Origin of the sequence: Arthrobacter sp. AG1021 (genome assembly GCF_003633665.1) — a bacterium.
GTDB lineage: Bacteria > Actinomycetota > Actinomycetes > Actinomycetales > Micrococcaceae > Glutamicibacter > Glutamicibacter soli.
In genome coordinates this window covers 845,320-871,386 of sequence record NZ_RBLB01000006.1, presented here as the reverse complement: position 1 = coordinate 871,386, position 26,067 = coordinate 845,320, and the positions used below count along the sequence as shown (strand labels likewise).

Annotated in this window: 26 protein-coding genes and 2 tRNA genes; 13 read left to right on the top strand and 15 right to left on the bottom strand. The window is 66.7% G+C overall.

All coding sequences use genetic code 11. From position 1 onward, the window contains the following. Nucleotides 1-181: 181 nt before the first annotated feature. A complete protein-coding gene (locus DFO58_RS04310) occupies nt 182-1,033 on the top strand; it encodes a 3-hydroxyacyl-CoA dehydrogenase (RefSeq protein ID WP_120989370.1) in 852 nt (283 codons plus the stop codon). On the opposite strand, the gene DFO58_RS04305 is transcribed toward DFO58_RS04310, so the two are convergent. Next, complete coding sequence (locus DFO58_RS04305; protein ID WP_120989369.1) at nt 1,030-1,398, bottom strand: DUF6578 domain-containing protein; 369 nt, start codon at nt 1,396-1,398, stop codon at nt 1,030-1,032. The genes DFO58_RS04310 and DFO58_RS04305 overlap by 4 nt on opposite strands. A 534-nt stretch (nt 1,399-1,932) precedes the next feature. Then, on the bottom strand, nt 1,933-2,835 hold the full coding sequence (locus DFO58_RS04300) for a hypothetical protein (RefSeq protein ID WP_120989368.1): 903 nt from the start codon (nt 2,833-2,835) through the stop codon (nt 1,933-1,935). A gap of 70 nt (nt 2,836-2,905) precedes the next feature. Between DFO58_RS04300 and DFO58_RS04295 the strand changes: the two genes are divergently transcribed. Next, nucleotides 2,906-4,588 carry an ATP-binding cassette domain-containing protein gene (locus DFO58_RS04295; RefSeq protein WP_120989367.1) on the top strand — a complete coding sequence of 561 codons (1,683 nt, stop codon included), beginning with the start codon at nt 2,906-2,908 and terminating at the stop codon, nt 4,586-4,588. Nucleotides 4,589-4,689: 101 nt separating this feature from the next. Here DFO58_RS04295 and DFO58_RS04290 read toward each other — a convergent pair whose 3' ends face one another. Then, nucleotides 4,690-5,034 carry an ArsR family transcriptional regulator gene (locus DFO58_RS04290; RefSeq protein ID WP_120989366.1) on the bottom strand — a complete coding sequence of 115 codons (345 nt, stop codon included), beginning with the start codon at nt 5,032-5,034 and terminating at the stop codon, nt 4,690-4,692. A gap of 167 nt (nt 5,035-5,201) precedes the next feature. On the opposite strand from DFO58_RS04290, the gene DFO58_RS04285 reads away from it, so the two are divergent. The 4 genes from DFO58_RS04285 to DFO58_RS04270 are packed head-to-tail and all read left to right on the top strand — an operon-like array spanning nt 5,202 to nt 10,105. Next, entirely contained in the window at nt 5,202-6,773 is a 1,572-nt protein-coding gene (locus tag DFO58_RS04285; RefSeq protein WP_120989365.1) for an ABC transporter substrate-binding protein, read from the top strand. Beyond that, complete coding sequence (locus DFO58_RS04280) at nt 6,770-7,774, top strand: ABC transporter permease (RefSeq protein WP_286163481.1); 1,005 nt, start codon at nt 6,770-6,772, stop codon at nt 7,772-7,774. Before DFO58_RS04285 ends, DFO58_RS04280 begins: the two co-directional genes overlap by 4 nt. Then, on the top strand, nt 7,767-9,374 hold the full coding sequence (locus tag DFO58_RS04275) for an ABC transporter permease subunit (RefSeq protein ID WP_286163480.1): 1,608 nt from the start codon (nt 7,767-7,769) through the stop codon (nt 9,372-9,374). The genes DFO58_RS04280 and DFO58_RS04275 overlap by 8 nt, the downstream gene beginning before the upstream one ends. Then, nucleotides 9,371-10,105, top strand: a complete 735-nt coding sequence (locus DFO58_RS04270) for an ATP-binding cassette domain-containing protein (protein ID WP_120989363.1) — start codon at nt 9,371-9,373, stop codon at nt 10,103-10,105. Before DFO58_RS04275 ends, DFO58_RS04270 begins: the two co-directional genes overlap by 4 nt. 35 nt (nt 10,106-10,140) lie before the next feature. Here DFO58_RS04270 and DFO58_RS18860 read toward each other — a convergent pair whose 3' ends face one another. From DFO58_RS18860 to DFO58_RS04230, 9 genes are all read right to left on the bottom strand, one after another. Next, nucleotides 10,141-10,389, bottom strand: coding sequence for a DUF6308 family protein (locus DFO58_RS18860; protein ID WP_220668525.1), 249 nt, complete (start codon nt 10,387-10,389; stop codon nt 10,141-10,143). Nucleotides 10,390-10,483: 94 nt separating this feature from the next. Further along, entirely contained in the window at nt 10,484-11,371 is an 888-nt protein-coding gene (locus DFO58_RS04265) for an urease accessory protein UreD (RefSeq protein ID WP_286163479.1), read from the bottom strand. Continuing rightward, complete coding sequence (gene ureG / locus DFO58_RS04260; RefSeq protein ID WP_120989362.1) at nt 11,371-11,982, bottom strand: urease accessory protein UreG; 612 nt, start codon at nt 11,980-11,982, stop codon at nt 11,371-11,373. The genes DFO58_RS04265 and ureG overlap by 1 nt, the downstream gene beginning before the upstream one ends. Before the next feature lie 56 nt (nt 11,983-12,038). After that, nucleotides 12,039-12,728: an urease accessory protein UreF gene (locus tag DFO58_RS04255; protein ID WP_120989361.1), complete on the bottom strand. Its 690-nt coding sequence runs from the start codon at nt 12,726-12,728 to the stop codon at nt 12,039-12,041. After that, a complete protein-coding gene (gene ureE / locus DFO58_RS04250; RefSeq protein ID WP_120989360.1) occupies nt 12,709-13,182 on the bottom strand; it encodes an urease accessory protein UreE in 474 nt (157 codons plus the stop codon). The genes DFO58_RS04255 and ureE overlap by 20 nt, the downstream gene beginning before the upstream one ends. Before the next feature lie 58 nt (nt 13,183-13,240). Continuing rightward, nucleotides 13,241-14,953: an urease subunit alpha gene (ureC, locus tag DFO58_RS04245; RefSeq protein WP_120989359.1), complete on the bottom strand. Its 1,713-nt coding sequence runs from the start codon at nt 14,951-14,953 to the stop codon at nt 13,241-13,243. 3 nt (nt 14,954-14,956) lie between these two features. After that, nucleotides 14,957-15,520, bottom strand: a complete 564-nt coding sequence (locus DFO58_RS04240; RefSeq protein WP_120989358.1) for an urease subunit beta — start codon at nt 15,518-15,520, stop codon at nt 14,957-14,959. A gap of 28 nt (nt 15,521-15,548) precedes the next feature. Then, a complete protein-coding gene (locus tag DFO58_RS04235; RefSeq protein ID WP_120989357.1) occupies nt 15,549-15,851 on the bottom strand; it encodes an urease subunit gamma in 303 nt (100 codons plus the stop codon). 235 nt (nt 15,852-16,086) lie between these two features. Next, nucleotides 16,087-17,814, bottom strand: a complete 1,728-nt coding sequence (locus DFO58_RS04230; protein WP_120989541.1) for an FAD-dependent oxidoreductase — start codon at nt 17,812-17,814, stop codon at nt 16,087-16,089. A gap of 78 nt (nt 17,815-17,892) precedes the next feature. Between DFO58_RS04230 and DFO58_RS04225 the strand changes: the two genes are divergently transcribed. Continuing rightward, nucleotides 17,893-18,846, top strand: coding sequence for a LysR family transcriptional regulator (locus tag DFO58_RS04225; RefSeq protein WP_120989356.1), 954 nt, complete (start codon nt 17,893-17,895; stop codon nt 18,844-18,846). Here DFO58_RS04225 and DFO58_RS04220 read toward each other — a convergent pair. The 3 genes from DFO58_RS04220 to DFO58_RS04210 all read right to left on the bottom strand — a co-directional run bounded on the left by DFO58_RS04220 (nt 18,830) and on the right by DFO58_RS04210 (nt 21,475). Next, nucleotides 18,830-19,465, bottom strand: coding sequence for a hypothetical protein (locus DFO58_RS04220; RefSeq protein WP_120989355.1), 636 nt, complete (start codon nt 19,463-19,465; stop codon nt 18,830-18,832). The two genes, DFO58_RS04225 and DFO58_RS04220, sit on opposite strands and share 17 nt — an antisense overlap. Before the next feature lie 58 nt (nt 19,466-19,523). Next, on the bottom strand, nt 19,524-20,423 hold the full coding sequence (locus tag DFO58_RS04215) for a VOC family protein (protein ID WP_047119259.1): 900 nt from the start codon (nt 20,421-20,423) through the stop codon (nt 19,524-19,526). Between the two features lie 170 nt (nt 20,424-20,593). Beyond that, nucleotides 20,594-21,475 carry an SDR family NAD(P)-dependent oxidoreductase gene (locus tag DFO58_RS04210; RefSeq protein ID WP_120989354.1) on the bottom strand — a complete coding sequence of 294 codons (882 nt, stop codon included), beginning with the start codon at nt 21,473-21,475 and terminating at the stop codon, nt 20,594-20,596. 162 nt (nt 21,476-21,637) lie between these two features. Between DFO58_RS04210 and DFO58_RS04205 the strand changes: the two genes are divergently transcribed. The 6 genes from DFO58_RS04205 to DFO58_RS04180 all read left to right on the top strand — a co-directional run bounded on the left by DFO58_RS04205 (nt 21,638) and on the right by DFO58_RS04180 (nt 25,929). After that, the gene (locus DFO58_RS04205; RefSeq protein ID WP_120989353.1) at nt 21,638-22,138 is read left to right on the top strand and encodes an Lrp/AsnC family transcriptional regulator; all 501 of its coding nucleotides are present in this window, start codon (nt 21,638-21,640) and stop codon (nt 22,136-22,138) included. A 170-nt stretch (nt 22,139-22,308) separates the two neighbouring features. Beyond that, complete coding sequence (hisC, locus tag DFO58_RS04200) at nt 22,309-23,394, top strand: histidinol-phosphate transaminase (protein ID WP_120989352.1); 1,086 nt, start codon at nt 22,309-22,311, stop codon at nt 23,392-23,394. Then, a complete protein-coding gene (locus DFO58_RS04195; protein WP_244910775.1) occupies nt 23,391-24,794 on the top strand; it encodes an amino acid permease in 1,404 nt (467 codons plus the stop codon). The genes hisC and DFO58_RS04195 overlap by 4 nt, the downstream gene beginning before the upstream one ends. 148 nt (nt 24,795-24,942) lie before the next feature. Continuing rightward, nucleotides 24,943-25,015, top strand: a tRNA-Ala gene (locus DFO58_RS04190). 180 nt (nt 25,016-25,195) lie between these two features. Next, nucleotides 25,196-25,729, top strand: a complete 534-nt coding sequence (locus DFO58_RS04185; RefSeq protein ID WP_220668524.1) for an SRPBCC domain-containing protein — start codon at nt 25,196-25,198, stop codon at nt 25,727-25,729. Nucleotides 25,730-25,856: 127 nt separating this feature from the next. Further along, nucleotides 25,857-25,929 (top strand) — tRNA-Ala (locus tag DFO58_RS04180). The last annotated feature ends 138 nt before the right edge of the window (nt 25,930-26,067 follow it).

The window sequence follows — 26,067 nt, the reverse complement described above, 5'->3', positions numbered from 1 at the left end:
TTTGCATGTCTGCAATGTGGCCTGGACCCCAGCGGCTCGTTCTTCGCCTCACAGAACGTTGCAGCTGGCCCACGGGTGTCGCCCAATGAAGTTACCAGTCAGTAACTTACTGGTTGGCGGCACGGCGGCCGTAGCGCCGAAAACCATTGCCGGCCCCGGCCGGCGGAAACGGGGCGTTCCCATGATCCTCACCAACACAACAGTTCTGGGCACCGGAGTGCTGGGAGCGCAAATCATCTTCCAGACCGCCTACCACGGCCTGCCCGTCGTGGGATACGACATCACCGAACAGGCACTGGAGGCCGCCAACCACCGTCTGGATTCACTGGTGCAGACCTACGCGGATTTCTTCGACGCAGGAGACCGCTCCAAGGCCCAGGCAGCGCGCGAATCCATCCGGCTGACAACGGATCTGGCCGATGCGGTCAAGGACGCAGGCTTCGTCATCGAGGCAGTCCCGGAATCCCTTGCCATCAAGCAGAACACCTATGAAGCACTGGCATCCGTGGCTCCGGAGCGTACCGTCTTCGCCACCAATTCCTCCACCCTGCTACCGTCGGCCATCGCTCCGCACACCGGGCGTCCGGAGAAGTTCCTTGCCTTGCACTACGCCAACCACGTCTGGCAGAACAACACCGGCGAAGTCATGGGCACCGCGCTTACCGGCAGCGAAGCCTACGAAGCAGTGGTCGACTTCGCCGAACGCACCGGCCTGGTTGCCATTCGCGTCCTCAAGGAGCAGCCGGGCTATCTGCTCAACTCCCTGCTGGTCCCGTTCCTCCAAGCCGCAAGCCACCTGCTGGTCAACGGCGTGGCCGACGCTCCGACCATCGACAAGACGTGGAAGCTGGGCACCGGTGCCCCGAAGGGGCCCTTCGAGATCTACGACATCGTGGGACTGAACACCGCCTACAACATTTCCAGCATGGGTGATGAGACCAGCAAGAAGTTTGCCGCCCTGCTCAAGAGCGAGTACATCGAAAAGGGCAAGCTGGGCGCAGCGACCGGCGAAGGCTTCTACAAGTACAACTAGCCGCGCGGCCAGCTGAACAGTTCGGGTAGCTGCTGGCCGTGCTCGATCTGCAGATCGACTTCGATGCCATCGCTGTCATAGTCCACCCCAGCGGGCAGCGCGGACAGCGAACGCCAGAGGCGGTGCACAGGCGTGCCATCCGCCCGCGATGGATGGATCACCAGCTCGCGGATCGCCACCACTGAACCGAGGACCCTGCGGGTCTTCGCACCGTGGTAGGAGAACTGCTCGTGCGAATCACGCATGTAGTAGGGCTGGCCGCCGCGCGTGGCGTAGGCGAGCATCCATTCGACGCGCTGGCCGAGGCTTAGCATCCCGCCGCAGCAGGCTTGCTCGGCGGGATCGAGGAGTATGGTGATCTGCATGCTGCCAGTATAAAAGCCTGCAGCACGGGGACCGGGGCGGCTGCCGTTGGTGGCCGCGGTGAGGCCTTCAAGTTTTTCCTGGGTCCGCCGTTGGTCCGTTCCAGCACCGGAAGGAGGTCCACCGCCAGCCGCTTCTGAACCAGCTGCACCGCATCGCCCTTCGCAGTGGCCGCGGCTTCGGGCACCACGAACTGGCACACCGCTTTCAGCTTGGCGTGCTCCCCCTACGCGTGTCGCGCTCAATCACCGCAAAGTTGCCATCCGAGGGACGGGTGATCTCCGAGTCCCCGGTCCAGCTCCCGTCATCCGCGGCATCTTCCGGCTGGTAGCGGCGCCAAGAGAATTCGCCGCTGGTCGGCTGGTCGAAACGCAGCGTCCAATACGGATGAAATCCTCGTCTGGCACCCCGCGTTGCAGGGTGAACCCCACTTCTTCCTGGCCCCTTCACCATGAGCGGCGATCCGTCCAGTCCGCGGCCCTTCAGCATCCCCACAAGGCCCAGGGGCAGCTGATACTACAGCAGGCAAGCAGCAGCTAAGCCCAGGGGTTGAACGCGCCGTTTCGAGCCAACCGGTCTCCGACGGGACCGATGATCGAGAAGGATTCCTGCGCGGCAATTCCCTGCGCCGTGTCCCGCTGGGTCAGGGTGGAGCCATCGGTCAATTCGATGCTCATTTCAAGGACCAGGCAGGCGCCCATCGCCCGCTGCCTTTCGCGGACCCGTCCGGCCGCGACCGCCTCCACCATCTGCTCCAGCTGCCTTATGGACGCAGTATCCGGCAGATAGGTGAATTCGACACCGGCAATCTCCACTACCAGCTGTACCGGGGTGTCGGTGAAATCCAGCCGCCACTGCACGTCGCCAGCGCCCCTTGCCCGCGGCAGCAACGAGGCCTGTCCAAGAACATCGGATCGCACCTTAGCCAGGTGGCCGTAGCGCCGGGCCAATTCCTCCGCGAGTTCCCGCAATTGGGCCGCTGCGCCGCTGAGCGCGAATTCCTCACGGGCGGCGGCTTCGCGTATTCCCGTCTCCGCAGGGCAATCCAGCTGCGGATCCCAGTCGCAGATGTCCGGCAGCTGCCCGGGGTCCTGCAGCTGCAGGGTGGCATGGATCAGATCGTGGTCGAAGTCCGTGCCCGCCGGAACGCTGGACGTCGGAGTCATCCGGGCAGGCTCCCCCGTCGGCAGCAGGTGGCGAGCAGCACCCATGGCCGGCTCGTAGTGGTGATCGATGTAGTGGATTTCGGTAACCGTGCCGTCCACCGCCGCCACCGGCACCCCGGATGCACTGAGCGTGCCATGGTCGTCCAGCTCGTAGACCACGGTGCCATCCGGATGGCGCAGCCGGGCGATCTCCCACTGCACCTGCTGGCCCACCTCGAAGCCAGGGTGGCAGCAGGCGTGAAGCGCCCCGTAGATTTCCAGCTCGATCTGCATGGCACCACGCTAACTCAACCGGATCACCGGCGACGGGAGCGAACCGTCCAAAGCCCGATAAGATTGCCAGGTGGCTCATATTGACGTGACTGACATCCAGTATTTCCTTTCCGACGGCACCCAGCTGCTGGGCGGGGTGACCTTCAAGGTCACCGCCGGTTCCAAGACGGCGTTGATCGGACCCAACGGCACCGGCAAGACAACCTTGTTCAAGATCATCGCAGGCGACCTGAAAGCCGATGAAGGCTCCATCAACCGCACTGGAACTTTGGGCATCATGCGCCAGTTCGTCGGGCAGGTGCGCGACGAGTCCACGGTGAAGGACCTGCTGCTGTCCACTGCCGCCCCTGCGCTGGCCCAAGCCGCCGCGAAGGTCGCCGAGTACGAGGAAAAGATGCTCACTAGCGAGGACGAGAAAGTCCATATGCGCTATGCCGAAGCGATCATCGAGTGGGGCGACGCCGGAGGCTACGAGCTGGAAACCACCTGGGACAAGGTTTGCATGGCGGCACTGGGCATCGGCTTCGACAAGGCCGGCGACCGACTGGCCCGCACACTCTCCGGCGGAGAGCAGAAGCGGCTGGTTCTCGAAGCGCTCTTCGAGGGCAATGACGAACTGCTGCTGCTCGACGAGCCGGACAACTACCTGGACGTGCCCGGCAAGCGCTGGCTTGAGGACACGATGTCCCGCTCCAACAAGACCGTGCTGTTCATCAGCCACGACCGCGAGCTGCTGAACAACGCCGCCACCCGCATCGTGACCCTGGAACCAGGCCACGGCGGCGCCACCGCCTGGGTGCACGGCGGCGCGTTCGGCTCCTACGTGGAAGCCCGCAAGGAGCGCAACGAACGTTTCGAGGAGCTGCGCAAGCGCTGGGACGAGGAGCACGCCAAGCTCAAGGAGCTGGTGAACATGTACAAAACCAAGGCGGCGTTCCGCTCCGACATGGCCAACCGCTACCAGGCGGCGACCACCCGGCTGGAGAAGTTCCTGCAGGCCGGCCCTCCGCAGGCCATCCCGCTGGAGCAGAACGTGAACATGCGACTGAAGGGCGGGCGCACCGCCAAGCGCGCAGTGGTCGCGGAGAAGCTTGAGCTGACCAACCTGATGAAGCCCTTTTCCACCGAGATCTGGTTCGGCGACCGCGTGGGTGTGCTCGGCTCCAACGGCTCGGGCAAGTCGCACTTCCTGCGCCTGCTGGCCTCCGGCGGCACGGATCCGGAGCGCGAGCACCTGCCGGTGTCCGACGTGGTCATCGAGCCGGTTCAGCATGCCGGCACGGTGAAGCTCGGCGCCCGCATCCGCCCGGGCTACTTCGCCCAGACGCACTCGCGCCCGGATCTGTTCGGCCGCACCCTGCTGGACATCCTGCACCGCGGCGACGAGCACCGTTCCGGCCTGCCGCGCGAGGCGGCCGCCGGCGCGCTGGACAGCTACGGGCTGGCAGGCCAGTCGGAGCAGAAGTTCGATTCGCTCTCCGGCGGCCAGCAGGCGCGCTTCCAGATCCTGCTGCTGCAGCTCTCCGGCGCCACCCTGCTGCTGCTCGACGAGCCCACCGACAACCTCGACCTGCATTCGGGCGAGGCACTGGAGCGCGCCATCGACGCGTTCGAGGGCACGGTGCTGGCAGTCACCCACGACCGCTGGTTCGCCCGCGGATTCGACCGCTTCCTGGTCTTCGGCTCGGACGGCAAGGTCTACGAATCCGACACCCCGGTGTGGGACGAGACCCGGGTGCAACGCGACCGCTAAACCCGGGCCACCGCTCAAGGGCATGGGTTCGGCACATCAGCGTGCCGGGCCCATGCCCTTTGTTGCAACCTCTGCATTCTCCGGCACCGATGCGGGCCGGACTAGTGCTCGGGGTGCAGGTGCGAGTGCGGCGCCTTGATCTGGTGCAGCAGCTGGTGCACGCCGGGGTGCACCAGCTCCCAGCGCCGGTACTTCCCATCGCGCTGCACCTGCACCATTCCGGCTTTGTGCAGCGTGGCCAGCGACTGGGTCACGGTGTTCGGCGAGAGCTGCGCGGCGGCTGCCAGCTGGGTCACCGAGGACTGCGGGGCCGCGTGCATGGCGATCAGGATCTTTATCCGGGTCGCGTCCGCGCAGAGCGCGAAAACGTCGATCCATTCCTGCAAAGATTCCTGCACTTCTTCCAGCGCGCTGGCGGCCACTTGGCCGCGTTCGGACTCAGGCATGATCCACCCCGCGCGGGACCGAATCCATGTTCATGACACGCCCCTCATCTGTTTGGCCAAACACCTGTATCCTGTGAACATCTGCTACTTGCTCCCATGTCCCGCGAAAGGATTTTCTCCCCGTGCACAGCTATGCCCGGCGTACCGCGACGCTGTTGATACTGCCCATGATACTGGCCAGCGTCGGATGCCAGGATGCCACCGAGCGCACCGCGGGAAGCCAGTCCTCCGACGTGGTGCTGCTGACCCCCGCGTTGCCCGAAACCCTGAATCCGCTGGCGGGCTTTGACAACAACGGCACGGGCAAAATCAACGAATCGCTGTACACCCTGGACGGGGCGCCCGACAGCCTACCGGATCTGGTGCCGCTGCTGGCCGACGGGGAACCGCAGATCTCCGAGGACGGGCTGCGCTGGAAAATCACGCTGAACCGCGGCATCAGCTTCAGCGACGGCAGCAGCTTCGACGCCGGTGACGTGGCCGCCAGCTACCGGGCCATCCTGGACCCCGCCAGCGCCTCGCCCATCGCCGGGGTGCTGGAGAACCTCGAATCAGTCACCTCACTGGATGAGCACACCGTTGAATTCACGCTGAAGGAACCGCAGGTCTCCTTCAAGACCGCTCTGCTGATCGGCATCGCCCCCGAAGAGCTGATCCACGAGTCAGAACCGGTCAGCGCCTCCAGCCTGAACCGCACCCCGGTGGGCACCGGCCCCTACACGGCTCAGAAGTTCGATTCCTCCCAGCTGGTTCTGACCGCCAACCCCGACTACCGTTCCGGGGCACCGGAGGTTTCCCGGGTGGTCTACGAACAGTCAGCCGATGACAACGCCCGCTCGCAGGCACTGGCCGGCGGCGGCTACACCGGCACGGTGCTGCCCCCGCGGCTGGCGGCCAGCTTCGCGGACCGCGAGGGTTTCGAGGTCGTCACCGCGACCTCCGCGGACTGGCGCGGCATCTCGCTGCCCGCCGACCACCCGTTCACCTCGGATCCTTCCGTGCGCCTGGCGCTGAACCTGCTGGTGGACCGCCAGGCGCTGATCGACGGAGTGCTGGCAGGTTCCGGGCGCCCCGCCTACACCTTCGTGCCGGCCCAGTACGGTAAGGCCTACAACCCCGACGCCGTCTTCGCCCACGACCCGCAGCAGGCCGATGAGCTGTTGGAGAAGGCAGGCTGGATTTCGGACGGCGCGGTGCGCTCCAAGGACGGCCAGGCGGCCGCGTTCACCATCATGTACAACCCGGGCGACACGCTGCGCAGGGACCTGTCGCTGGCGCTGGCCGCCCAGCTCAAGGAGCACGGCATCGCCGTCGAGGTCCTGCCTGCCACCTTCGACGAGGCCGAGCCGCGCATCGGCACGGACGCGCTGATGCTCGGCGGCGGCGACACCCCCTACGACGTGGATACCCAGCTGTACAAGATGCTGCATTCAAGTTATCCGGAAGACGGCGCCTACTACGACAACCCCAGCCGCTACGCGGATGCGGCGATGGACCGGCAGCTGCACATCGGGCGGACCAGCACCGACCCGGCGGCGCGCGACGCGGCCTACCGCAAGGTCCAGGAACTCTACGTCAAGCAGCCCTCGATGCTGCTGCTGGCCTTCACCGACCACAACTACGTGCAGCGCAGCGACGTCCACCAGATGTGGAACACCGCCGGAACCCTGCTCGAACCGCATGACCACGGCACGGCGTGGGGCCCGTGGGTGAAAATCGGCCAGTGGACCGGAAAGTGAGCCAGCTCGTCCTGCACCAGCGGCGCGCACCGCGGCTGCGCAGCGCCGGCCTGCTGCTACTCCGGCGGATGCTGCTGGCCGTCCCGCTGACCGCGGGGCTGACCGCCGTGGTGTTCTTCCTGGCGTCCATCGCCCCGTTTAATCCGCTGGCCGCCTACCTGGGCAGCCGCTACGAGCACACCGGCGCCGAGGAGCGCGCGGCCCTGCGCGCCGAACTGGGCCTGGACGACTCCTGGTTCAGTTCCTGGGTCGACTGGCTGGGCTCGGCCCTGCACGGCGACTTGGGCACCTCGCGCATGCTGGCTCGGCCGGTCACCGAGGTGCTCGCCGAGCGCCTGCCATATACCCTGCTGCTCATGGGCGCCGGGCTGCTGCTCGCGGTGGTGCTCTCGCTGCTGCTGGCCTGCGCCGCGGGCCTGCACCGCGGCGGGTTCGCGGACCGCGCCACCACCTGGATCGCCCAGCTGGCCCAGGCCATCCCGCCCTTCGTGCTGGCGCTGGTGTTCATCGCGGTGTTCTCCCTGCGGCTCGGGCTTCCCACCGGCGGCGTGGCGCCGCCAGGGCAGGAACCGACCGCCGGGTCGCTGGCCGTGCACCTGCTGCTGCCGGCCACGGTGATGGCCATCAGCCTGCTGCCCTGGCTCGTGCTGAACCTGCGGGCATCAGTGCTCGACATGCTGGACTCGGACGCGGTGCTCGCGGCCCGGGGCCGCGGCGACAGCGCCTTGCGGATCATGGCGTTCGAGGTGCTGCCCGGGGCCCTGCTACCATTCATCACTGTCATCGGATCCCGCCTGGGCGAATTGATCACCGGCGCGCTGCTGGTCGAAACGGTGTTCGCCTGGCCAGGGATCGCCTCCGCGGTGATCGACTCCGCGGTGTCCGCTGACTTTGCGCTGCTGGCCGCGGTGACCGCCTGCTCGGCACTGGCGGTGTTCCTGGGCAACGCGCTGGCCGATGCCGGCTACCTGCTGCTTGATCCGCGGGTGGACGATGTCTAGATTCATCCGCCCATCCCGACTGCTGCCGCTGGGCATCATCCTCCTGGCCTCGGTTTATGCGGCGCTCGTCCCGTTCTTCTCCCCCGAGGCCGTGGACCATATCGATCTGGCCGCCGTGTACCTGCCGCCGGGGGCCGAGCACTTCTTCGGCACCGACCAGCTCGGACGCGATGTGTGGGTGCGGGCCGCGGCCGCGCTGCGCCTGTCGATGCTGCTCGCCGTCGCCTCGGCGCTGTCCTCCACGCTGCTGGGGGTGCTGGCCGGAACGCTGGCCGCCACCGCCGGCGGCCTGGTGGACCGTTTCATCACCCGGCTGGTCGACAGCGTCAACGCGATCCCGCATCTGCTGCTGGGTGTGGTGGTTCTGGCGCTGTGGCCCGGACAGGGGTGGGCGATCATCCTGTCCATCGCGCTGACCCACTGGACCCAGGTGGCGCGGATCGTGCGGGCCAGGCTGCTGGCCGAGCGGGAGGCAGGCTACGTCAAGCTGGCCCTGGCTTCCGGCGCCCGGCCACTAGCGCTGTGGTGCACGCACCTGATTCCAGCGGTGCTGCCGCAGGCGGGCATCGCCCTGGTCCTGCAGCTGCCCCATGCCATCTGGCACGAATCCGCGTTGTCCTTCCTGGGTGTTGGCCTGCCGCCGCAGTCAGCGTCGCTGGGTTTGCTGCTGGAGGACGCCCGCGCCGGCATCCTGGTCGGCGCCTGGTGGATGCTGGTGTTCCCGGCCGGCCTGCTGGTGCTGCTCAGCTGGTCCTTTGCTTCCCTGGCGCACCCGCAACCGCAACGCCGCCGTCCCGCAGGGCGCCGCGTTTCCCGTTCTCCGCAGCAACAGGGTGGCCCCGCAGGACGCGTAGACGGGCAGCCTGTTCCACAGAGTGCAGGCTTGGTCGTGCAGGGACTGTCGGTATGGAGCGAGGATGGTGCCGGAGAACGCACCATGCTGCTGGACAATATCAACTTCACCGCCACCGCTGGCGCGGTCAACGTGGTCATGGGTGCCTCGGGCGCAGGAAAGACCATGCTGCTGCGCGCGGCCGCCGGACTGCTTCCCGAGTCGCTGGACTCCACCGGCAGCGTGCTCGTGCCGGGAACCACCGGAGGGTCCTGCCATGCTCCCAAGCTGGGCGAAGATCTGGTGTTCATTCCCGGGTCGGCGGCCACGGCGCTGAACCCGGTGCTCCGCGTGGGCACCGCCCTGCGCCGCGTACGCCGGCGCCACGGGCTGGACAGCTCGGCGGCCACGCTGGCGGCGGTGTTCAAGGAATTCGAGCTGGCTCCCGAATTACTCCGCCGCTACCCGCACGAGCTGTCCGGGGGCCAGGCCCAGCGTGTGGTGCTGGCCCTGGGCTTGGCAGCCCGGGCCGGCTGCGTGGTGCTGGACGAGCCCACCAGCGCCCTGGATGCGGATACCGCGGCGGCCATCGCCCGGATCCTGCGCCGCGTGGCGGACACCGGGTGCACCATCGTGATGGTCACCCACGACGCTGATCTGGCCGCAGAACTGGCCGACACGCTGACCGTGGTCAGCGACGGACAGGTGCTCGACGACGCCGCCAGTGCCGGGCAGTTCATCCCGGAATTGGAGGGCAGCGCCCCATGAGCCTTGAACTGTCTGCGGTGAGCCACAGCTATGCCAAGGACGCCCCGAAGATTCTGGATCGAGTGGACCTGGAGGTGCCGTCCGGCTCGGCGATCGGCCTGGTCGGCCCCTCGGGTGCCGGGAAGTCCACCCTGCTGGCCATTGCCTCGCTGCTGCTGGCCCCATCCGAGGGCAAACTGCGCATCGACGGCCAACCGGTGCCTGCACGAGGGCGCGTCCCGGCCACACTGCGCCAGCGCATCGGCATCCTGCCGCAAAACCCGCGCAGCTTCGCCAATCCCCGGCTCACCCTGGGCGCGACCATGGCCGAGCCGCTGGCCCTGCGCGACGGACTGGTGCTCCCCCGCCCGGGCCGCTATCGCCGCGAGCTTGAGGAACTGGCCCGGGAGGCGAGCCTCGATCCGGAGCTGCTGGCGCGGAAGCCCGCGCAGGTTTCCGACGGGCAGCTGCAACGAGCCCTGCTGGGCCGGGCGTTGGCATTGGACCCGGCGCTGCTGGTGTGCGACGAGCCGACGGCGGCGCTGGATCCCGGCACCACAGCGCAGATCTTCACGGTGCTGCGCGAGCGGGCCAGCGCCGGGGCGGCGGTGCTCATCGCCTCGCACGACCGCGCCTCACTGGCCGAACACTGCGATAAGATTCACCAGCTGTCGGCGCTGCAGCGCGCAGACGAGGCGTCACTACCTGGGCTGCCCGCCCAGATGCCAAGCGATGATGTCGAGCGCACGTAGCGGTGCAATCGGCACGTCGGGCTGTTCCAACTGGGTCACTTCCAGCCGGAATTCGTAGTGGCGCTGCAGATCAGCCTGCGCACTTGGCGCTCAAAGAGCGGAATCAGCTCTGGAGTCTTCCGCTGCACCATCTTGGCCAGGGTGGTCGGATTGACTTGCGGGGTCCGGTGCTCGTCAAGGGGGCCAAAAAGATCAGCAATAGCGTCAATCTGCGGTTGGCCCGCTTCGCCCCGTTTTCCGGCCGGGCGCGGCTCAGCATTTGCTGGCGATTCACCTCGGCGCACCACCGCACTGCGGCCTCGCCGCGATGCGAAACGGCCGCCGAAATCCCCTGTGGGAGGAACTTAGGCGGCCGTCGGACCCAAGCTGGAAACCGGGTCAGTACTTGCGCAGGTTCACCGGCTGCTGTCCGCGCAGCTCGATGCGCAGCTGGTTGACGATGGCGTACAGCACCGCGTTCGCCGATTCGGTGGAGCCGCCCAAAGTGCGCACGGCGAGGCCTGGCACCGGGGCCTGGGAGATGCCCACCGTCATCTGGTCGGGTTGCTGCCCGGCGATCTCATAGGCAAGTTCGCGCAGGCGCGTGACCATTGCCGCGTCGATGCGCGGGTCGATGGCTAGCATCATGCCCACGTGGGTTGACTCCTGCAAATAGAGCAGCGAGTCGATGGAATCCGAGGCCGGCTTCACCCACAGGTTGTCCAGCGCTCCAAGCCGCCCATCCACGTGCACCTCGGTGCGCAGGCGCAGCTGCTCGTAGCTGAATCGGCTGCCGTCCGGGCTCCAGCCCGGGGTGAGCACCTCGCACAACACCAGCGACGCGTCGGCGGCCATGTGCACCTCGGTGCGCTGGAAGTAGCTGGCGTCCTTGTAGGCGATGAGCTGGTCCGGCAGGTATTCGAGCAGCGCGCCGGAGCCCAGGGTAATGAGCATGTCCTGCTGAGCCGGGCCCTGCGGGGTGCGGTAGACCTTGGTGGCGGACTGGGTGGTCAGCAGCAGGCTGCTGCCCTCGGCCACGCGGATCTCGATCCCGTATTCGTCGGCGCCCAGGTAGCCGCCGCCGGGGTTCACAATGGTGTAGCAGACCTGGGCCGTGTCATCGAGGTAGTGCGGGCGCAGCACGCGCAGCGCCCCCTGGTGGTACTGCCTGACCGCGATGTCCTTCCCGGCCCGCGAGCCTACGTGCAGGCGAAGCTCGCCGACCAGATCGCCATTGAACGGGCTGGGCTCCAGTCCGGACAGCAGGCCCGGGCCCGAAGCGGCCACTAGGCCAGGTCCGTCATCAGCACATCGTGCTTGAGCCAGGCGATGACGTGTTCCAGGCCCTCGTCGGTCTTCAGGTTGGTGAAGCAGAACGGCTTGTCGCCGCGGAACTGCTTGGAATCCGATTCCATCACGGACAAATCCGCGCCCACGTAGGGGGCCAGGTCGGTTTTGTTGATGATGAACAGGTCGGACTTGATCATGCCCTGGCCGGCCTTGCGCGGGATCTTCTCGCCCTGGGCCACGTCGATGATGTAGATGGAGAAGTCGACTAGTTCCGGGGAGAAGGTCGCCGAGAGGTTGTCTCCCCCTGACTCGACGAAGATGACTTCCAGGTCCGGGTGCTTGGCCTTCAGGTCCTCGATCGCGGCCGAGTTCATCGAGGTGTCCTCGCGGATCGCGGTGTGCGGGCAGCCGCCGGTCTCGATGCCGACGATCCGGTCCAGCGGCAGCACGCCGTTGGCGGCCAGGATCTTGGCGTCCTCGATGGTGTAGATGTCGTTGGTGATCGCGGCCATGGAGATTTCCCCGTCCAGCGCGCGGGTGATGCGTTCGACCAGCTGGGTCTTGCCGGCGCCCACCGGGCCGCCGACACCAATGCGAATAGGTTCCATCGGGTGTACTCCTTCATGCCGCGCCAGAGCGCGGCGGTTGGATCGGATGTGGATTCTCAGGACATGAACATGCGGGCGCGCAGGTGCTCGTGGCGCATCTGGGCGATCTCCAGTCCCGGCGCCGCGGCGCCCAGGTCCTGCTCGTGAAGCGCGTAGATCTGCGCGGTGGCCTGCGCGACCGGCTCGTGCATCAGGCTCAGCACCCGCTGCCCGGCGTTCTGTCCCAGCGGGATGGCGCGGATGGCGTTCTGCGTCAGGCTGGTGACCGTGGAGAACAGGTAGGCCGCGACCGCGTCGGGTCCCGGCGCCCCGGCGGCCCGGGCGCCCAGGGCGAAGGCGATGCCCGGGTGCCCGGTGCACTGCCCGGAGCCGACCAGCTGCGCATAGTCCTCCAGCTGCTGCGTGGGGCGCACCGTCTGGGCGACCGCGAGCATGCGGGCGCCCATCTTGGCGGCGGCGTCGCGCAGCTGGCGCGGCAGCGCGGAGGCATGGATCAGCTGGTCGATCCGGGTGATCCGCTCCATCGAGTCGGCTTCGTGGGCCAGGCGCACCACCAGGCCGTCGGTGTAGGCCAGCGACTGGGACAGGAACAGCTGCAGCCAGGCTGCGAAGCTGTGTTCGTCGTGCACGTGTCCGGTGTCCAGGTAGCTTTCCATCCCGAAGGAATGGCTGAACGCGCCGGTGGGCAGGGCCGAGTCGGAGAGCTGCAGCAGCGCCAGCAGGTGGCTAGTGGCTGTGTTCTGCATGGCGGAAAGGCACCGGCATCACACGTTCCTGCCGGCTGTAGGGGGTGCGCTGCGACTCCAGGTAGCTGACCACGGTGTGGTCGTACTGGACCACCATGACCTCGGCCTGGTAGTCGGAGTCAGCATCGAAGAACTGGGCCTGCAGGTGGCGGTTGCCCAGCGCGTGGGCGACCTGGCCCATTTCGAAGATGGTGCGCGGGGCGATCACCAGCACGTCGGTGGCCAGCACCGACACGGTGATCAGCTCGGTGTCCGAGAGGTACAGGATGTCCCCGTCGCGCAGGTCGGGGCCGGGGGCCAGCCGGATGCCCAGCTGCCGGTCGTGGTCGCTGGTGACCCGCTGGATGCGCTTGACCAGCGCGGCGCTGGGCAGCACCACCTTTTCGTGGTGGCGCCCGGCGTAGGCGTCGGCGGGCAGGTCGTGGATGTTGCCCGCCAGGGTCTCGATGATCATTGATCTCCTAGTGAAGTCGGCCGTGCGGGGCACGGCGGCGGCCGGTGCGAACCGGCGGCTAGAACAGGAAGTAGCGCTGGGCCATGGGCAGCTCGGCGGAGGGTTCGCAGGTGGCCAGCTCACCGTCGACGAATACCTGGTAGGTCTGCGGGTCCACAGTGATCTGCGGGGTTTCGCCGTTGTGCTTCAGATCCCCCTTGGTCAGCTCGCGGATGCCGTGGCAGGGCCGAATGAGCTTGCGCAGGCGCAGGCGTTCGGGCACGCCCTCCTCGATGGCGGCCTTGGACAGGAAGGTGATGGAGCTTGACTGCACGGCGCTGCCCAGCGCCCCGAAGTTCAGCCGCAGGGTGCGCGGCTGCGGGGTCGGGATGGAGCCGTTGGCATCACCCATGAGCGACTGGATGATCTGTCCGCCCTTGATCACCATTTCCGGCTTGACGCCGAAGAACGCAGGGTCCCAGAGCACCAGGTCGGCGAACTTGCCTTCCTCGACGCTGCCGATGGAGTCAGCGATGCCGTGGGCGATGGCCGGGTTGATGGTGTACTTGGCCACGTAGCGCTTGAGCCGGGCGTTGTCACCGACCTGAGGGTCGCCGTCCAATTTGCCGCGCTGGCGCTTCATCGCGTCGGCCACCTGCCAGGTGCGCAGCACGACCTCGCCCACGCGGCCCATGGCCTGCGAGTCCGAGGAGGTGATGGAGAAGACGCCCATGTCGTGCAGGACGTCCTCGGCCGCGATGGACTCGGGGCGGATGCGCGAGTCGGCGAAGGCCACGTCCTCCGGGATGTCCGGGTTCAGGTGGTGGGCCACCATCAGCATGTCCAGGTGCTCGTCCACGGTGTTCGTGGTGTACGGCAGGGTCGGGTTGGTGGAGGCGGGCATGACGTTGGGCAGCGCGGCCATGCGGATGATGTCCGGGGCGTGCCCGCCGCCGGCGCCTTCGGTGTGGAAGGTGTGGATCACGCGCCCGGCGATGGACTCGATGGTGTCCTCCACGAAGCCGCACTCGTTGAGGGTGTCGGAGTGGATGGCCACCTGGATGTCGAATTCGTCGGCGACCTTCAGCGAGTTGTCGATCGAGGAGTGGGTGGCGCCCCAGTCCTCATGGATCTTCAGCCCGATGGCCCCGGCGCGGATCTGCTCCGCCAGCGGGGCGCGGTCGCTGGCGTGTCCCTTGCCCAGCAGCCCGATATTGATCGGCAGGTCCTCCACCGCCTGCAGCATGCGGGAGATGTGCCACGGGCCCGGGGTCAGGCTGGTGGCCTTGGAACCGTCCGAGGGCCCGGCGCCGCCGCCGATCAGCGTGGTGGTGCCACCGGCCAGGGCCACTGGCACCTGATCCGGGGAGACGAAGTGGATGTGGGTGTCGATGGCCCCGGCGGTGAGGATCTTGTGCTCGCCTGCGATGATGTCGGTGGCGGCGCCGATGACGATGTCCACGCCGTCGGAGATGTCCGGGTTGCCTGCCTTGCCGATCTTGAAGATGTGCCCGTCGCGCAGCGCCACGTCGGCCTTGTAGATGCCGGTGTAGTCCAGCACCACGACGTTGGTGATCACGGTGTCCGGCACGTCCTGGTCGCGGGTCAGCCGGCCGTTCTGGCCCATGCCGTCGCGGATGACCTTGCCGCCGCCGAAGACAACCTCTTCGCCGTAGGTGGTGTAGTCGTGCTCGATTTCCGCCAGCAGCTCGGTGTCCGCAAGCCGGATGGCGTCTCCGGTGGTGGGGCCGTACATTTCCGCATACTGCTTGCGGCTGAGTTCAAATCCCACCGTCTACTCCTTGGTCTCTGGGTCGTTTGTGCCGGTTTCGGCGGAGTCCGCCTCTGCTTCGGCGGCGCGGCGCGCCTCGTGCGGCTGCGGGGGCAGCGATTCGTCCACCGGATCCACGCCGAAGCTGGTGCTGAAACCTACCTCGTCCTCGCCGCGGTTGGGCAGGTCGATGTCGTAGTCTTCCACGAGCTCCGGTTCACGCTGCGGGTCGATGCCGGCGGTGCCGCCGATGGCCTCGGTTTCCACCACCGGAACCGGCTTGCCCAGCGGGCCGTTGACGCGGCCCTGGAAGCCGTGCACCTCGCGTGCGCCGGCAAATTCGACCAGGTGCACGGTGCGGGCGTCGCCCGGCTCGAAGCGCACCGCGGTGCCGGAGGGAATGTCCAGGCGGAAGCCGCGGGCGGCCACGCGGTCGAATTCAAGGTCGTTGTTGACCTCCGCAAAATGGTAATGCGATCCGACCTGCACCGGGCGGTCCCCGCGGTTCACAAGGTTCAGGATGCGGGTCTGCTGCTGCTGGTTGCAGGCAATCGGTTCCTGCCGCAGCAGGTACTCACCGGGAATCATGCTCACTCCTCTTAGGACTCGTGCGGGTTCAGCGGATCGGGTTGTGGACGGTGACCAGCTTGGTGCCGTCGAGGAAGGTCGCTTCGACCTGGACCTGGTGGACCATTTCGGGGATGCCTTCCATGACGTCCTCGCGGGTGAGGATCGTGGTGCCGTAGCTCATCAGTTCCGCCACCGTGCGCCCGTCGCGGGCTCCTTCGATCAGCTCGTAGGTGATCAGTGCGACCGCCTCGGGAAAGTTCAGTTTCAGCCCCCGTTCCCGGCGTCGGCGCGCCAGGTCTGCGGCGACGACAATCATGAGCTTTTCCTGCTCGCGCGGCGTTAAATGCATCGACAGTCCCCTTTAAAATTTTTGCGTCGTTGGGTGCCCACATCGATCTTGACAACCGGCCAGAAAATTACCGGGAAGCTGTGGCTATGGCTATGATAGCAGAGTGTTCAGGGCCACTTTGCACTTCCTCGGAACCCGCTAAAAGCGCTTGACGTTCCGGCGTTTCCGGCCCGCCTTTTTCCGGTGGCACAAGGCCCCCGCACACCGGGTGTGCGGGGGCCGAAATGCTGCGTTCCTACTCGACGAGTTTTCCTTCCTGGGAGACCTCGGTGATCAGTTCCGCGATCTGCGCCGGAACTTCGGGAATCGGTTCGCGGGTGATCCCGGTGCTCGGCGACCAGACGAGGTTCACCTGCAGCGCCGGGTCCATGGCCGGGTAGTCGCTGCGGTTGTGGCAGCCTCGGGTTTCGCGGCGTTCCAGCGCCGCTTCCAGCGTGGCGCGGGCGGCCAGCGCCGAGGACTGCAGGTCGAAGGCGTGGGCCAGGTCCTGGTAGCCGGCGATGTCCGGGTGGATTCCCACGTTGGCCATGCGCTGCTCGATGGCCTGAAGCTTCGCCAGGCCTTCCAGCAGCCCGGCCTCGTCGCGCACCACCCCGGCGTGCTCGGTCATCAGGTCGCGGATGGCGCGCTGCAAGTTGCGCACGTTTTCCTGTCCGCGGGATCCGAGCAGCTCGGCGATGTGGGCGCGGGCGGCGGCGATGGCCTGCGCCGAGCGCGGCTGGGAGGCCAGCGACGCGGAGTACTGCGCCGCGTGCTGTCCCACGATGCGTCCGAAGACCAGCAGCTCGATCAGCGAGTTGCCGCCCAGCCGGTTGGCCCCGTGCAGCCCGGAGGAGGCCTCGCCGATGGCGTAGAGTCCGGGAACTTCGGTGGCATGGGTCAGCGGGTCCACCCAGACCCCGCCCATGGAGTAGTGCGCGGTCGGGGCGATCTCCATCTTCTGCGAGGTGATGTCCAGCATCTGCAGTTCCATCATGGTCTGGTAGACCCGCGGCAGGCGCTTCATGACGACCTCGCGGTCAAGGTGCGAGACGTCCAGCCACACCCCGCCGTTCTCGGTGCCGCGTCCTTCGCGGATTTCGGTGTAGGCGGCCAGCGCGACCCGGTCGCGGGTGGACAGCTCCATGCGCTTGGCGTCGTAGCGGGCCATGAAGCGTTCGCCCAGCGCATTGGTCAGGATGCCGCCTTCGCCGCGCGCGGCCTCGGAGACCAGGGTTCCGGCGTCGCTTTCCGGTTCGATGATGCCCGAGGGGTGGAACTGCACCAGCTCGGGGTCGCGCAGCCGGGCGCCGGCCTGGACGGCCAGGCGGAACGAGTCGCCGGTGTTCTCATCGCGGCGCGAGCTGCTGCGGCGCCAGATGCGGTTGTGCCCGCCAGCGGCCAGGATCACCGCATCGGCGTGGATGAGATAGCCGGTGCCGTGGTTCACGTCGAAGCCGTAGGCGCCGAAGATCTGCCCTTCGGCGGTGAGCAGCTCGGTGATGTACACGGTGTCGAGGATCGGCACCTGCAGCTGCTCGGCCCGCTTGATCAGCGTGCGCTGGATCTCCAGACCGGTGTAGTCCCCGGCAAAGGCTGTACGGCGGAAGGTGTGGGCGCCGAAGAAGCGCTGCGAGATGCGGCCGTCCACCTCGCGGGCGAAGTTCATCCCGTAGCGTTCAAGGTCCTCGATGCCGCGGGCGGCGCCCTGGGCGACCACCTGCACGGTGCGCGGGTCGGCCAGGAAGTAGCTTTCCTTGATGGTGTCGGCCGCGTGCTGCTGCCAGCTGTCTTCCTCGTCCATGGTGCCCAGCGCCGCATTGATGCCGCCGGCGGCCAGGGAGGTGTGCGCGTCGTGGCGCGGGCGCTTGCCCACCGCCAGCACGTCGACGCCCTGCTCGGCCAATTCGATCGCGGCGCGCAGGCCGGATCCTCCGGTGCCGATGACGAGGACTGACGTGGAAATCTGCTGTTCTGGTTTCATGCTTTCCAGCATCTGCCCGGCTCAACGATACGTCCAATGAATTATCCTCATCATTTCCATAGCGGTAGGCTATGCACCATGAATCTAGAGCAACTTCGTGGGTTCGCCACCATTGCCCGCGTGGGGCACTTCACACGCGCGGCCGAGGCCCTGCACCTCTCCCAGCCGTCGCTGAGCCGGCAGATCTCCACGCTGGAGCACGATCTGGGCACCACGCTGGTCAACCGCACGCGCGGCAACCTCACGCTGACCGCCGCGGGGCGCGCTCTGCTTCCGCTGGCTACCCGGATGCTGGCAGATGCGGAGTCGATTCGCGTGGAGATGGCCGAACTGGCCGGATTGCGCCGCGGCCGGGTGCGCTTGGGCGCGCCGCCGACGCTATGCGTGTCGCTGGTGGCAGAGGTGCTGGAAACCTATCGCGCGACGTATCCCGGCATCGAGTTGCAGATCTCCGAGGCAGGTTCCCGGACGCTGCTGGAGCAGCTCACCGGCGGCCAGCTCGACTTGGCGCTGATCGTCACCAGCGAGCACGCGGTGACCGAGCCAAGCCTGGCGCACACCGAAGTGCTGGTGGAGCAGCTGGTGGTGGCCGATTCGATGCAGCATCCTCGACTGGGCCAGGGTCCGGTGGAATTGCGGGACCTTGCAACGGTGCCGCAGATCGCCTTCTCCCCCAGCTACGACCTGCGGGCGGCGACACAGAGCGCCTACCGCACGCTGGGGCTGAGCCCCAACGTGGTCATTGACGGCGGTGAAATGGACGCAGTGCTGCGCTTCGTCCAGGTCGGACTGGGCGTGGCCATCGTGCCGGCCACGGCCCTGGTCGGACGGAGCCAGCTGCACGGCAGGGCGCTACGCAGCACTCCGCGCAAGGACACGGATCTTTCCCAGCCAAACCTTGAACGCACCATCGGGCTGGCGCATCGCCGCGACACCCCTCCCGGGGCAGCGGCCATCGCGATGCGCGAGCTGCTGTTGCAGACCGCGGGCCAGTTGGCCCAGCGCCACCCGCAGATCAGCCTGCGATCTTGATACCCAGATGGTCGGCCAGCTGCGGCGCCAGCGACATGAGCTGCAGCTGCGTGACCTGCGCGCCGCGCAGCCCGGTCACCCCGTCGACCATATCGAATTCAAGGCCCGTCAGGTCCACCGAACTCAGCTTCGCCTGATGGGCCGCCAGCACCTTGGTCCGCGAACTGGTGAAGCGCACCCGTTGCAGGGTGCCCAAATCCAGTTCGTCGAACTGGCAATCGCGGAACTCCACATCGCGCAGCGTGGCGCCGCGCAGGTTCAGCCAGCCGAACTTGCAGTTCTCCACCAGCAGCGAGTCGACGCTGGACTCGGCCAGGTCGGCCGAGCCAAAGCGGCTGTGCGAGATGCGCACCTCGTCCAGGCGCACGCCGGCGGCGGCCAGCACCGGCGCGGAGACCCGGTTCAGCTCGCTCTGCAACACCCGGGCATTGCACAGCGCGAAGCGGTCGGCGTTCAGTCCGGAGAATTCGCACTGCTCGAACCGCACGTCGTCGGCCGCGATCTCCCCGTCCAGCCCGGCAAAGCGCAGCTGGTCGAGGTAGCCTCCGGCGTCCAGATCCCCCGCGTAGCCCTCGGCCAGCTCGGGCAGGATGAACGGACGGATCTTGGGGGCTGGCATGGTGCTCCTGGCGTGCGGCGTAAATGGTACTGACACCCCACTGTACGCGCCCGATCCCCTAGAACTCGTCGATCACCAGCTTCTTCATGCCCATCATGTGCTCAAAGGCATTTGGCCTGGACATGAGCTCACCCAAGTTGGCGGGAACAATTTGCCAGCTGACCCCGAACTTGTCCGCGAGCCAGCCGCACTGCTCCGCTTCGGGCACCGCGCTCATGGCATCCCACACCCGGTCCAGCTCCTCCTGCCCGTCGCAGGGCCACTCCAGCGAGACGCCGGGAGTGAAGGAGAAGTCCTGTTCGACACCGGAGTCCATGGCGGTCACCCAGTCGTCGTCCAACGCGAAGTCGGAGAACATCACCGATCCGGCGGCCGCCGGCCCGGTGGGCTCGGGATAGGTGACGAACATGCCCTCGCGGGCGCCGAACACTTCCTTGTAGTGGGCCACCGCTTCCGCCGCGCGGTTCTGGGCCGCTCCGCCGAAGAGCAGGCTGGGCATCACGAAGGGACGCGGATCACCCTCTGGGCCGCTCAGGATCAGCTGCCAGGACACGTTGTACTTGTCCTGCACCCAGCCGTAGCGGGGGCTGTAGGGGTATTCGCCCAGCTCCATCAGCACCTGCCCGCCGGCCGACAGCTTGGCCCAAGTGGCGTCCAGGTCGGCCCGGGCCGCGTCGACGCTGCCCTCGTAGTCCGCCGGGTCGAAATTCAGCATCAGCGAGATCGAGGGGTTGGGGGTGAAATCGGGGCCGGCATTGACCAGGGTGATCCGCTGGCCGCGCACGTACACCGCAACCGTCAGGGCTTGGCCTGCCAGCGGCTGCTGGAAGTCCAGCAGGCCCTCTGTGGGGTAGCGCGATTCCACCTCCATGGAGCTCCCGGGCAGGGCATCGGCATAGAAGTTTCCGGCTTCCTCGCCGGTGCCGTTCATCCACAAATTGACTCTGAGCTTCTGCATGACTGGTCCTCACGAATGTGCGCTCTTGCGATGCCGATCTGCCCACCGGCATGCCGGGGTATGGCCAGGTCGCGCGGCCGCGGCGGATGCCGTCCGCGCACCTGATGCTACCTGCTGCGCAGCGCGCGCGGAATACTTCGAGACCGATTCCCAGTTCGGGTTTGCCAGCCCTACACCGCGCTGTTGCCCGGGGTTTGCGCCGGACGCCCAGCCACCGGCGCCCGTCCGGAAAATTCGTCCATGGAGTGGTAGATGCCCAGCACCTTTTCGGCCAGCAAATCCCAGGCTGCCCGCGGCAGCACCCCGCGCAGCGCCTGCCCCAGCTTGCTGGTCCACGGCAGCAGCACCATGGGGGTGGCACGCAGCATCGCATCCCACGCGCGGTCCGCCACCTGCTGCTTCTGTAGCATCGGGGTGAAGAGCATACGCCGGGCCCCGGCGAACATTCCGGTATCCACGTAGGTCGGGCAGAAGGTGGTCACCGCCAGGTTTCTTCCCGGCTCCCGCTCGAGCTCGAGGCGCAGCGAGTCGCTGAAGCTGGCGGCAGCGGCCTTGGACGCCGCGTACACACTCATGTTCGGGTTCGATACCAGCGCCGCGGCCGAGGCGATGGTCAGGATGCGGCCCGGCCGCCGCACTCCCAGCTGCGGCAGCAGCGCATGGGTCAGGTACATCGGCGCCAGCGCATTGACCGCCATGGCGGAGTGGATCTGCCCGGTGCTGTGCTGGGCGAAGGGCTTGCCGGTCACCACCCCGGCGTTGTTGACCAGGATGTCGATGCCGCCGGCCGCCAGCGCCTGCGCTGCGCCCTCGGCGATCTGCGCGGGTTCGGCCAGGTCCACCACCCGGGTCTCGATGGCGGTCTGCGGGAATGCCGCGCGCAGGGCATCGGCGGCCTGTTCCAGCAGCAGCTCGTTGAGGTCCCAGAGGACCACCCGCGCCGCCTTGTCGACGCAGGCCCGGCGTGCGAACAGCTCCCCCATGCCCTGGGCCGCTCCGGTGACCAGCACCGCCAGTCCGTCGACCGATTCCAAAACCTGCCTGCGCGCCATGATGCACCTTTCCCCGGGGGTCTGAAAAGGCCAGAATATCTTGTGAGATGCCCCATAGCCGCGAGGCTGTCCCGGGACCCCGGGCAGGCGGCGCGCCGCGCTAGCCTTGAATCTGCGGGATCGCTCCGCAGCCTATGCAGCCGAAGACGAAGTGAGGACCGAATGCGCATCGACCAACTGGATGCAGACCTGATTGAGCTGCTCACCGACTCCCCCATGCTGCCGGTCATGGAATGCGCCCGCCGCCTCGGGGTGGCCCGCGGCACCGTCAGCAGCCGGCTGGCGCGGCTCCACGAGGCGGGGGTGATCCGCGGCATCGTGCCGCGCATCGAGCCTGCGGGATTCGGCTACACGCTGGTGGCCTTCTGCTCGGTGGAGATCATCCAGAAGTACGGGCACGATCCGGTGGCCACCGCCTTGGAGGAAGCGATCCCGGAGATCGTGGACATGTACACCGTCACCGGCGCCTCGGATCTGCAGCTGCGCGTAGTGGCCAGGACTCCCGAGGACCTGCAGGACATCTTCAACCGGATCAACACCGTGCCCGGGGTTGCCCGCACCTCCTCGTCCTTCGCCCTGCACGAGCATTTCCAGGGACGCACCCTTCCCCTGGTAGAAGCCTGTGCGAAAGCTGGTTCGGGAACTGTGCAGACTGACCAGTAAAATGGGGTGTTGACCAATTTACGCTATGCAGGTTGCATAGCGGTGCGCGCGGCGATTGAAACGGCCTGATCTGCCACTCTAGAGTCGAAGCTTGTGAATCGCGACACGCGAGGATATGAGCGGGGCCACCCGCACCCCCATTTGTGCCCATGGTCTTCAGAGAGGAACCCATGACCCTTCACCAGCGCCCTTCCTTGCAGGCAGTCCCCGCTTACAAGCAGGGAAAGCCCGCCGCCGCTGGAGCCTCGAAGCTCTCGTCCAACGAGTCGCCGCACGAGCCGCTGCCGTCGGTGCTCGACGCCATCCGCGACGGGATCCAGAGCATCCACCGCTACCCGAGCATCGCCGCCCCGCAGGTCACTGCGGAACTGGCCGCGCTGCACAACGTGGATCCGGCGCACCTGACCCTGGGCGCAGGCTCCGTCGAGGTGGCCGCGCAGCTGATCCATGCGGTCGCCGCCGAGGGCGATGAGGTCATGTACGCATGGCGCTCCTTCGAGGCCTACCCGTCGCTGGTGCGCATCGCCGGGGCAACCCCGGTCGAGGTGCCGCTGGACGCCGACGCCAAGCACGACTTGGATGCCATGCTGGCCGCGGTCACCGAGAAGACCCGTCTGATTTTCATCTGCAACCCGAACAACCCGACCGGCACCGTGGTGGAAGCCGAGGCGCTGGAGCGCTTCATCGCTGCCGTGCCGCGCGATGTGCTGATCGTGATCGACGAGGCCTACGTGCACTTCGACCGCTCGGCAGTGCGCGCCGACGGCGTGGAGCTGTTCAAGAAGAACCCAAACGTCGCGGTGCTGCACACCTTTTCCAAGGCCTACGGCCTGGCCGGCCTGCGCATCGGCTACGCCATCAGCCCGCTCGAGGTGGCCGAGAACCTGCGCAAGGTCGCCATCCCGTTCGGCGTCTCGGATCTGGCCCAGCGCGCGGCAGTCGCCTCGCTGCAAGCCGCCGATGAGCTGGCCGTGCGCATCAACGAGGTCGTCGCGCAGCGCGAGCGCATGTACGCGGGCCTGGCCGCCGCCGGCTACCCGGTCGTCGCGTCTGAAGCCAACTTCGTATGGATCGCCGCCGGCGACGCCACCGCTGACATCGAGGCCCGACTTGAGGCCGGCGGCGTGGTCGCCCGGGCCTTCCCGGGCGAGGGCCTGCGCATCTCCTCCGGTTCCGAGCTGGACGTGGACCGCGTGCTGGCAGCGCTGGGCGCCGATTCCGCCGCCGTGGCCGCAGTCGAAGGTGCCATCGCGTGAGCGCGGCATTGAAGGACCAGTCGCAGCAGCATCTGCATGCGGGGCTGACCCGCCGCCAGATCTCCATGATGGGCCTGGGCGGCGCGATCGGCGCCGGCCTGTTCGTCGGCTCCGGCCAGGCGATCTCCATCGCCGGCCCGGCCGTGCTGGTCTCCTACCTGCTGGCCGGCACCGTCATCATCGTCATCATGGCGATGCTGGCCGAGATGGTCGCCGCCAACCCGTCCTCCGGCGCGTTCAGCACCTTCGCCCACAAGGCGATGGGACGATCGGCCGGCAGCACCTTGGGCTGGCTGTACTGGATCCAGCTGGTTGTGGTGGTGGCCGCCGAGGCCACCGGCGCCGCGGCCATCGTCGCCGGATGGTTCCCCAGCGTCCCGCAATGGGGCTGGGTCCTGCTCTTCGTGATCGCCCTGTCCGGCGCAAATCTGCTGGGCGTGCGCAACTACGGGCGCTTCGAATACTGGTTCGCGGTCATCAAGGTCGCGGCGATCATCGCCTTCCTGGTGCTCGGCGCTCTGGTGCTCAGCTACATCATCCCGACCGATCAGCCGGTGGGCCTGGGCAATCTGGCCGCGCACGGCGGTTTCGCCCCGGGCGGCATGGCAGGCATCGCCGCCGCAGTGCTGATCGTGATCTTCTCCTTCGGCGGCACCGAAGTGGTTGCCATCGCCGCGGCCGAGTCCAACAACCCGGCTGACAACATCAAGCGCGTGGTGCGCTCGGTGATGGCTCGAATCCTGGTCTTCTACCTGGGCTCCATCCTGGTCATCGTCGCCGTGGTGCCGTGGAATGATCCGGCCATCGTGACCGGGCCGTTCGCCGCGGTGCTCAGCGTGCTGAACGTCCCGGGTGTCGAGGTCGTCATGAACGCCGTAGTGGTCATCGCGCTGCTCTCGGCCATGAACGCCAACATCTACGGCTCCTCGCGCATGCTGTATTCGCTGGGCAAGCGCAAGCTGGCCCCGGTGGCAGTAACCCACGTGACCGGCAAGGGCGTTCCCGCCAAGGCCGTGATCAGCTCCGTTGCCTTCTCCTTCCTGGCCGTTGGCCTGAACTGGATCTGGCCGGAGAAGGTCATGCCGATCCTGCTGAACGTGGTCGGCTCCACGATCATCGTGATCTGGTCATTCATCGCTGTCACGCAGTACATCCTGCGCCGCCGCGCCGACCGGAACGGCGAGCACCTGCCGGTGCGCCTGTGGGGATTCCCGTACCTGTCCATCGCGACCATGGTGGTCCTGGCAGGCATCATCGGTGTCTCCATGACCGATGCGGCGGCCCGCACCCAGCTGCTGCTGACCGCGGGGCTGACCGCAGTGATCTGGATCGTTTCCAAGATTGCGCTGCGCAACGTACCTGAGGTGATCGACGTGGAGCACGTCGACGAGGTCGCCTAGGCCCCCTGGCCAATGGCTCCGATCCGCACTGCGGGTCGGAGCCATTGTCGCTTTCAAGGTGGTTTTCACTTGGCGCAATGCCCGATTTCGCGTTCCCGGAATTGTGTTCTATGATTATCAAGTTGCCTCATCAGGTAGCAATCCTCACGGGGGTATGGCGCAGTTGGTAGCGCGTCTGCATGGCATGCAGAAGGTCAGGGGTTCGAATCCCCTTACCTCCACGAAAATTAATCTCAGGATGCACCAGCATCCTGAGATTTTTCTTTACCCGGATTCAAAAACCTACCGCAACGGCAGATTCATTCAAGCTGCAGACATTTCGAGCTCGACTCGTTACCCTTGGCTCTACAGCTCTCACCGAGGTTCCGAGTTCAGCGCGAACAAGCACGGAGAGAACCCATATGGCTCGCAACAGCGATCATCACCGAGGAGCCGGCATGAGAACACCGAAACCCACCGGGCGCGTGGAGAAAAATGCGAACGGAATCGACCTTGTCCTGACACGAATGCTTCCTGTTGGACTTCAGGAGGCATGGACGGCACTCACCGAGCCCGAAAGCACAGCTCGATGGATCGGACGGTGGGAAGGAACCGGGGCCCAGGGGCAGACCATCAAGCTTCAGATGGGCTTCGAAGAAGGCAGTTCCTGGTCAGACGTCGTCATCGCCGAATGCCGGGCCCCGAATTTCCTGCGGGTCCAGACCATCGATGAATCCGGCTCATGGGATCTGTCCATCGAGTTGACCGCAGCAGCCCACGCGACCGAGCTGCGTTTTGTGCACCATGGTCTCCTGCCAGGAGCAGTCGGGGACATTGGACCGGGCTGGGAGTACTACCTCGACCAGTTGCTCGCTTCAATCACGGGTGGGCCGCTTCCCGTCTGGGATGACTACTACCCCGCCCAACGGAATTACTTCCAAGGCCAGGAACGCTGAGTGATTCCATTGACGCCCTGGGCGCCGTAGTCGGCTTCGCATTTGCGGCTGGCGGGCTCAGGAACCTGAATCATGGGCGCGCCCGGTTTTGCGTTGAAAGCCCATCGGAGTAGTGTTTACCCAGTAGGGGGCTATAGCTCAGTTGGTAGAGTGCTTCGTTCGCAATGAAGAGGTCAGGGGTTCGAATCCCCTTAGCTCCACGGATTCCCAGCCGGGTTCATGAATCATGAGCCCGGCTGTTTTCGTATCATGCGCTTCCACAATCAGACGTCGGCAGGTTCGATAGAGAACCCAGCAAAGAGAGTGGGGTCTCGTCCCTTGGCAGGTAGTCTCCCCCG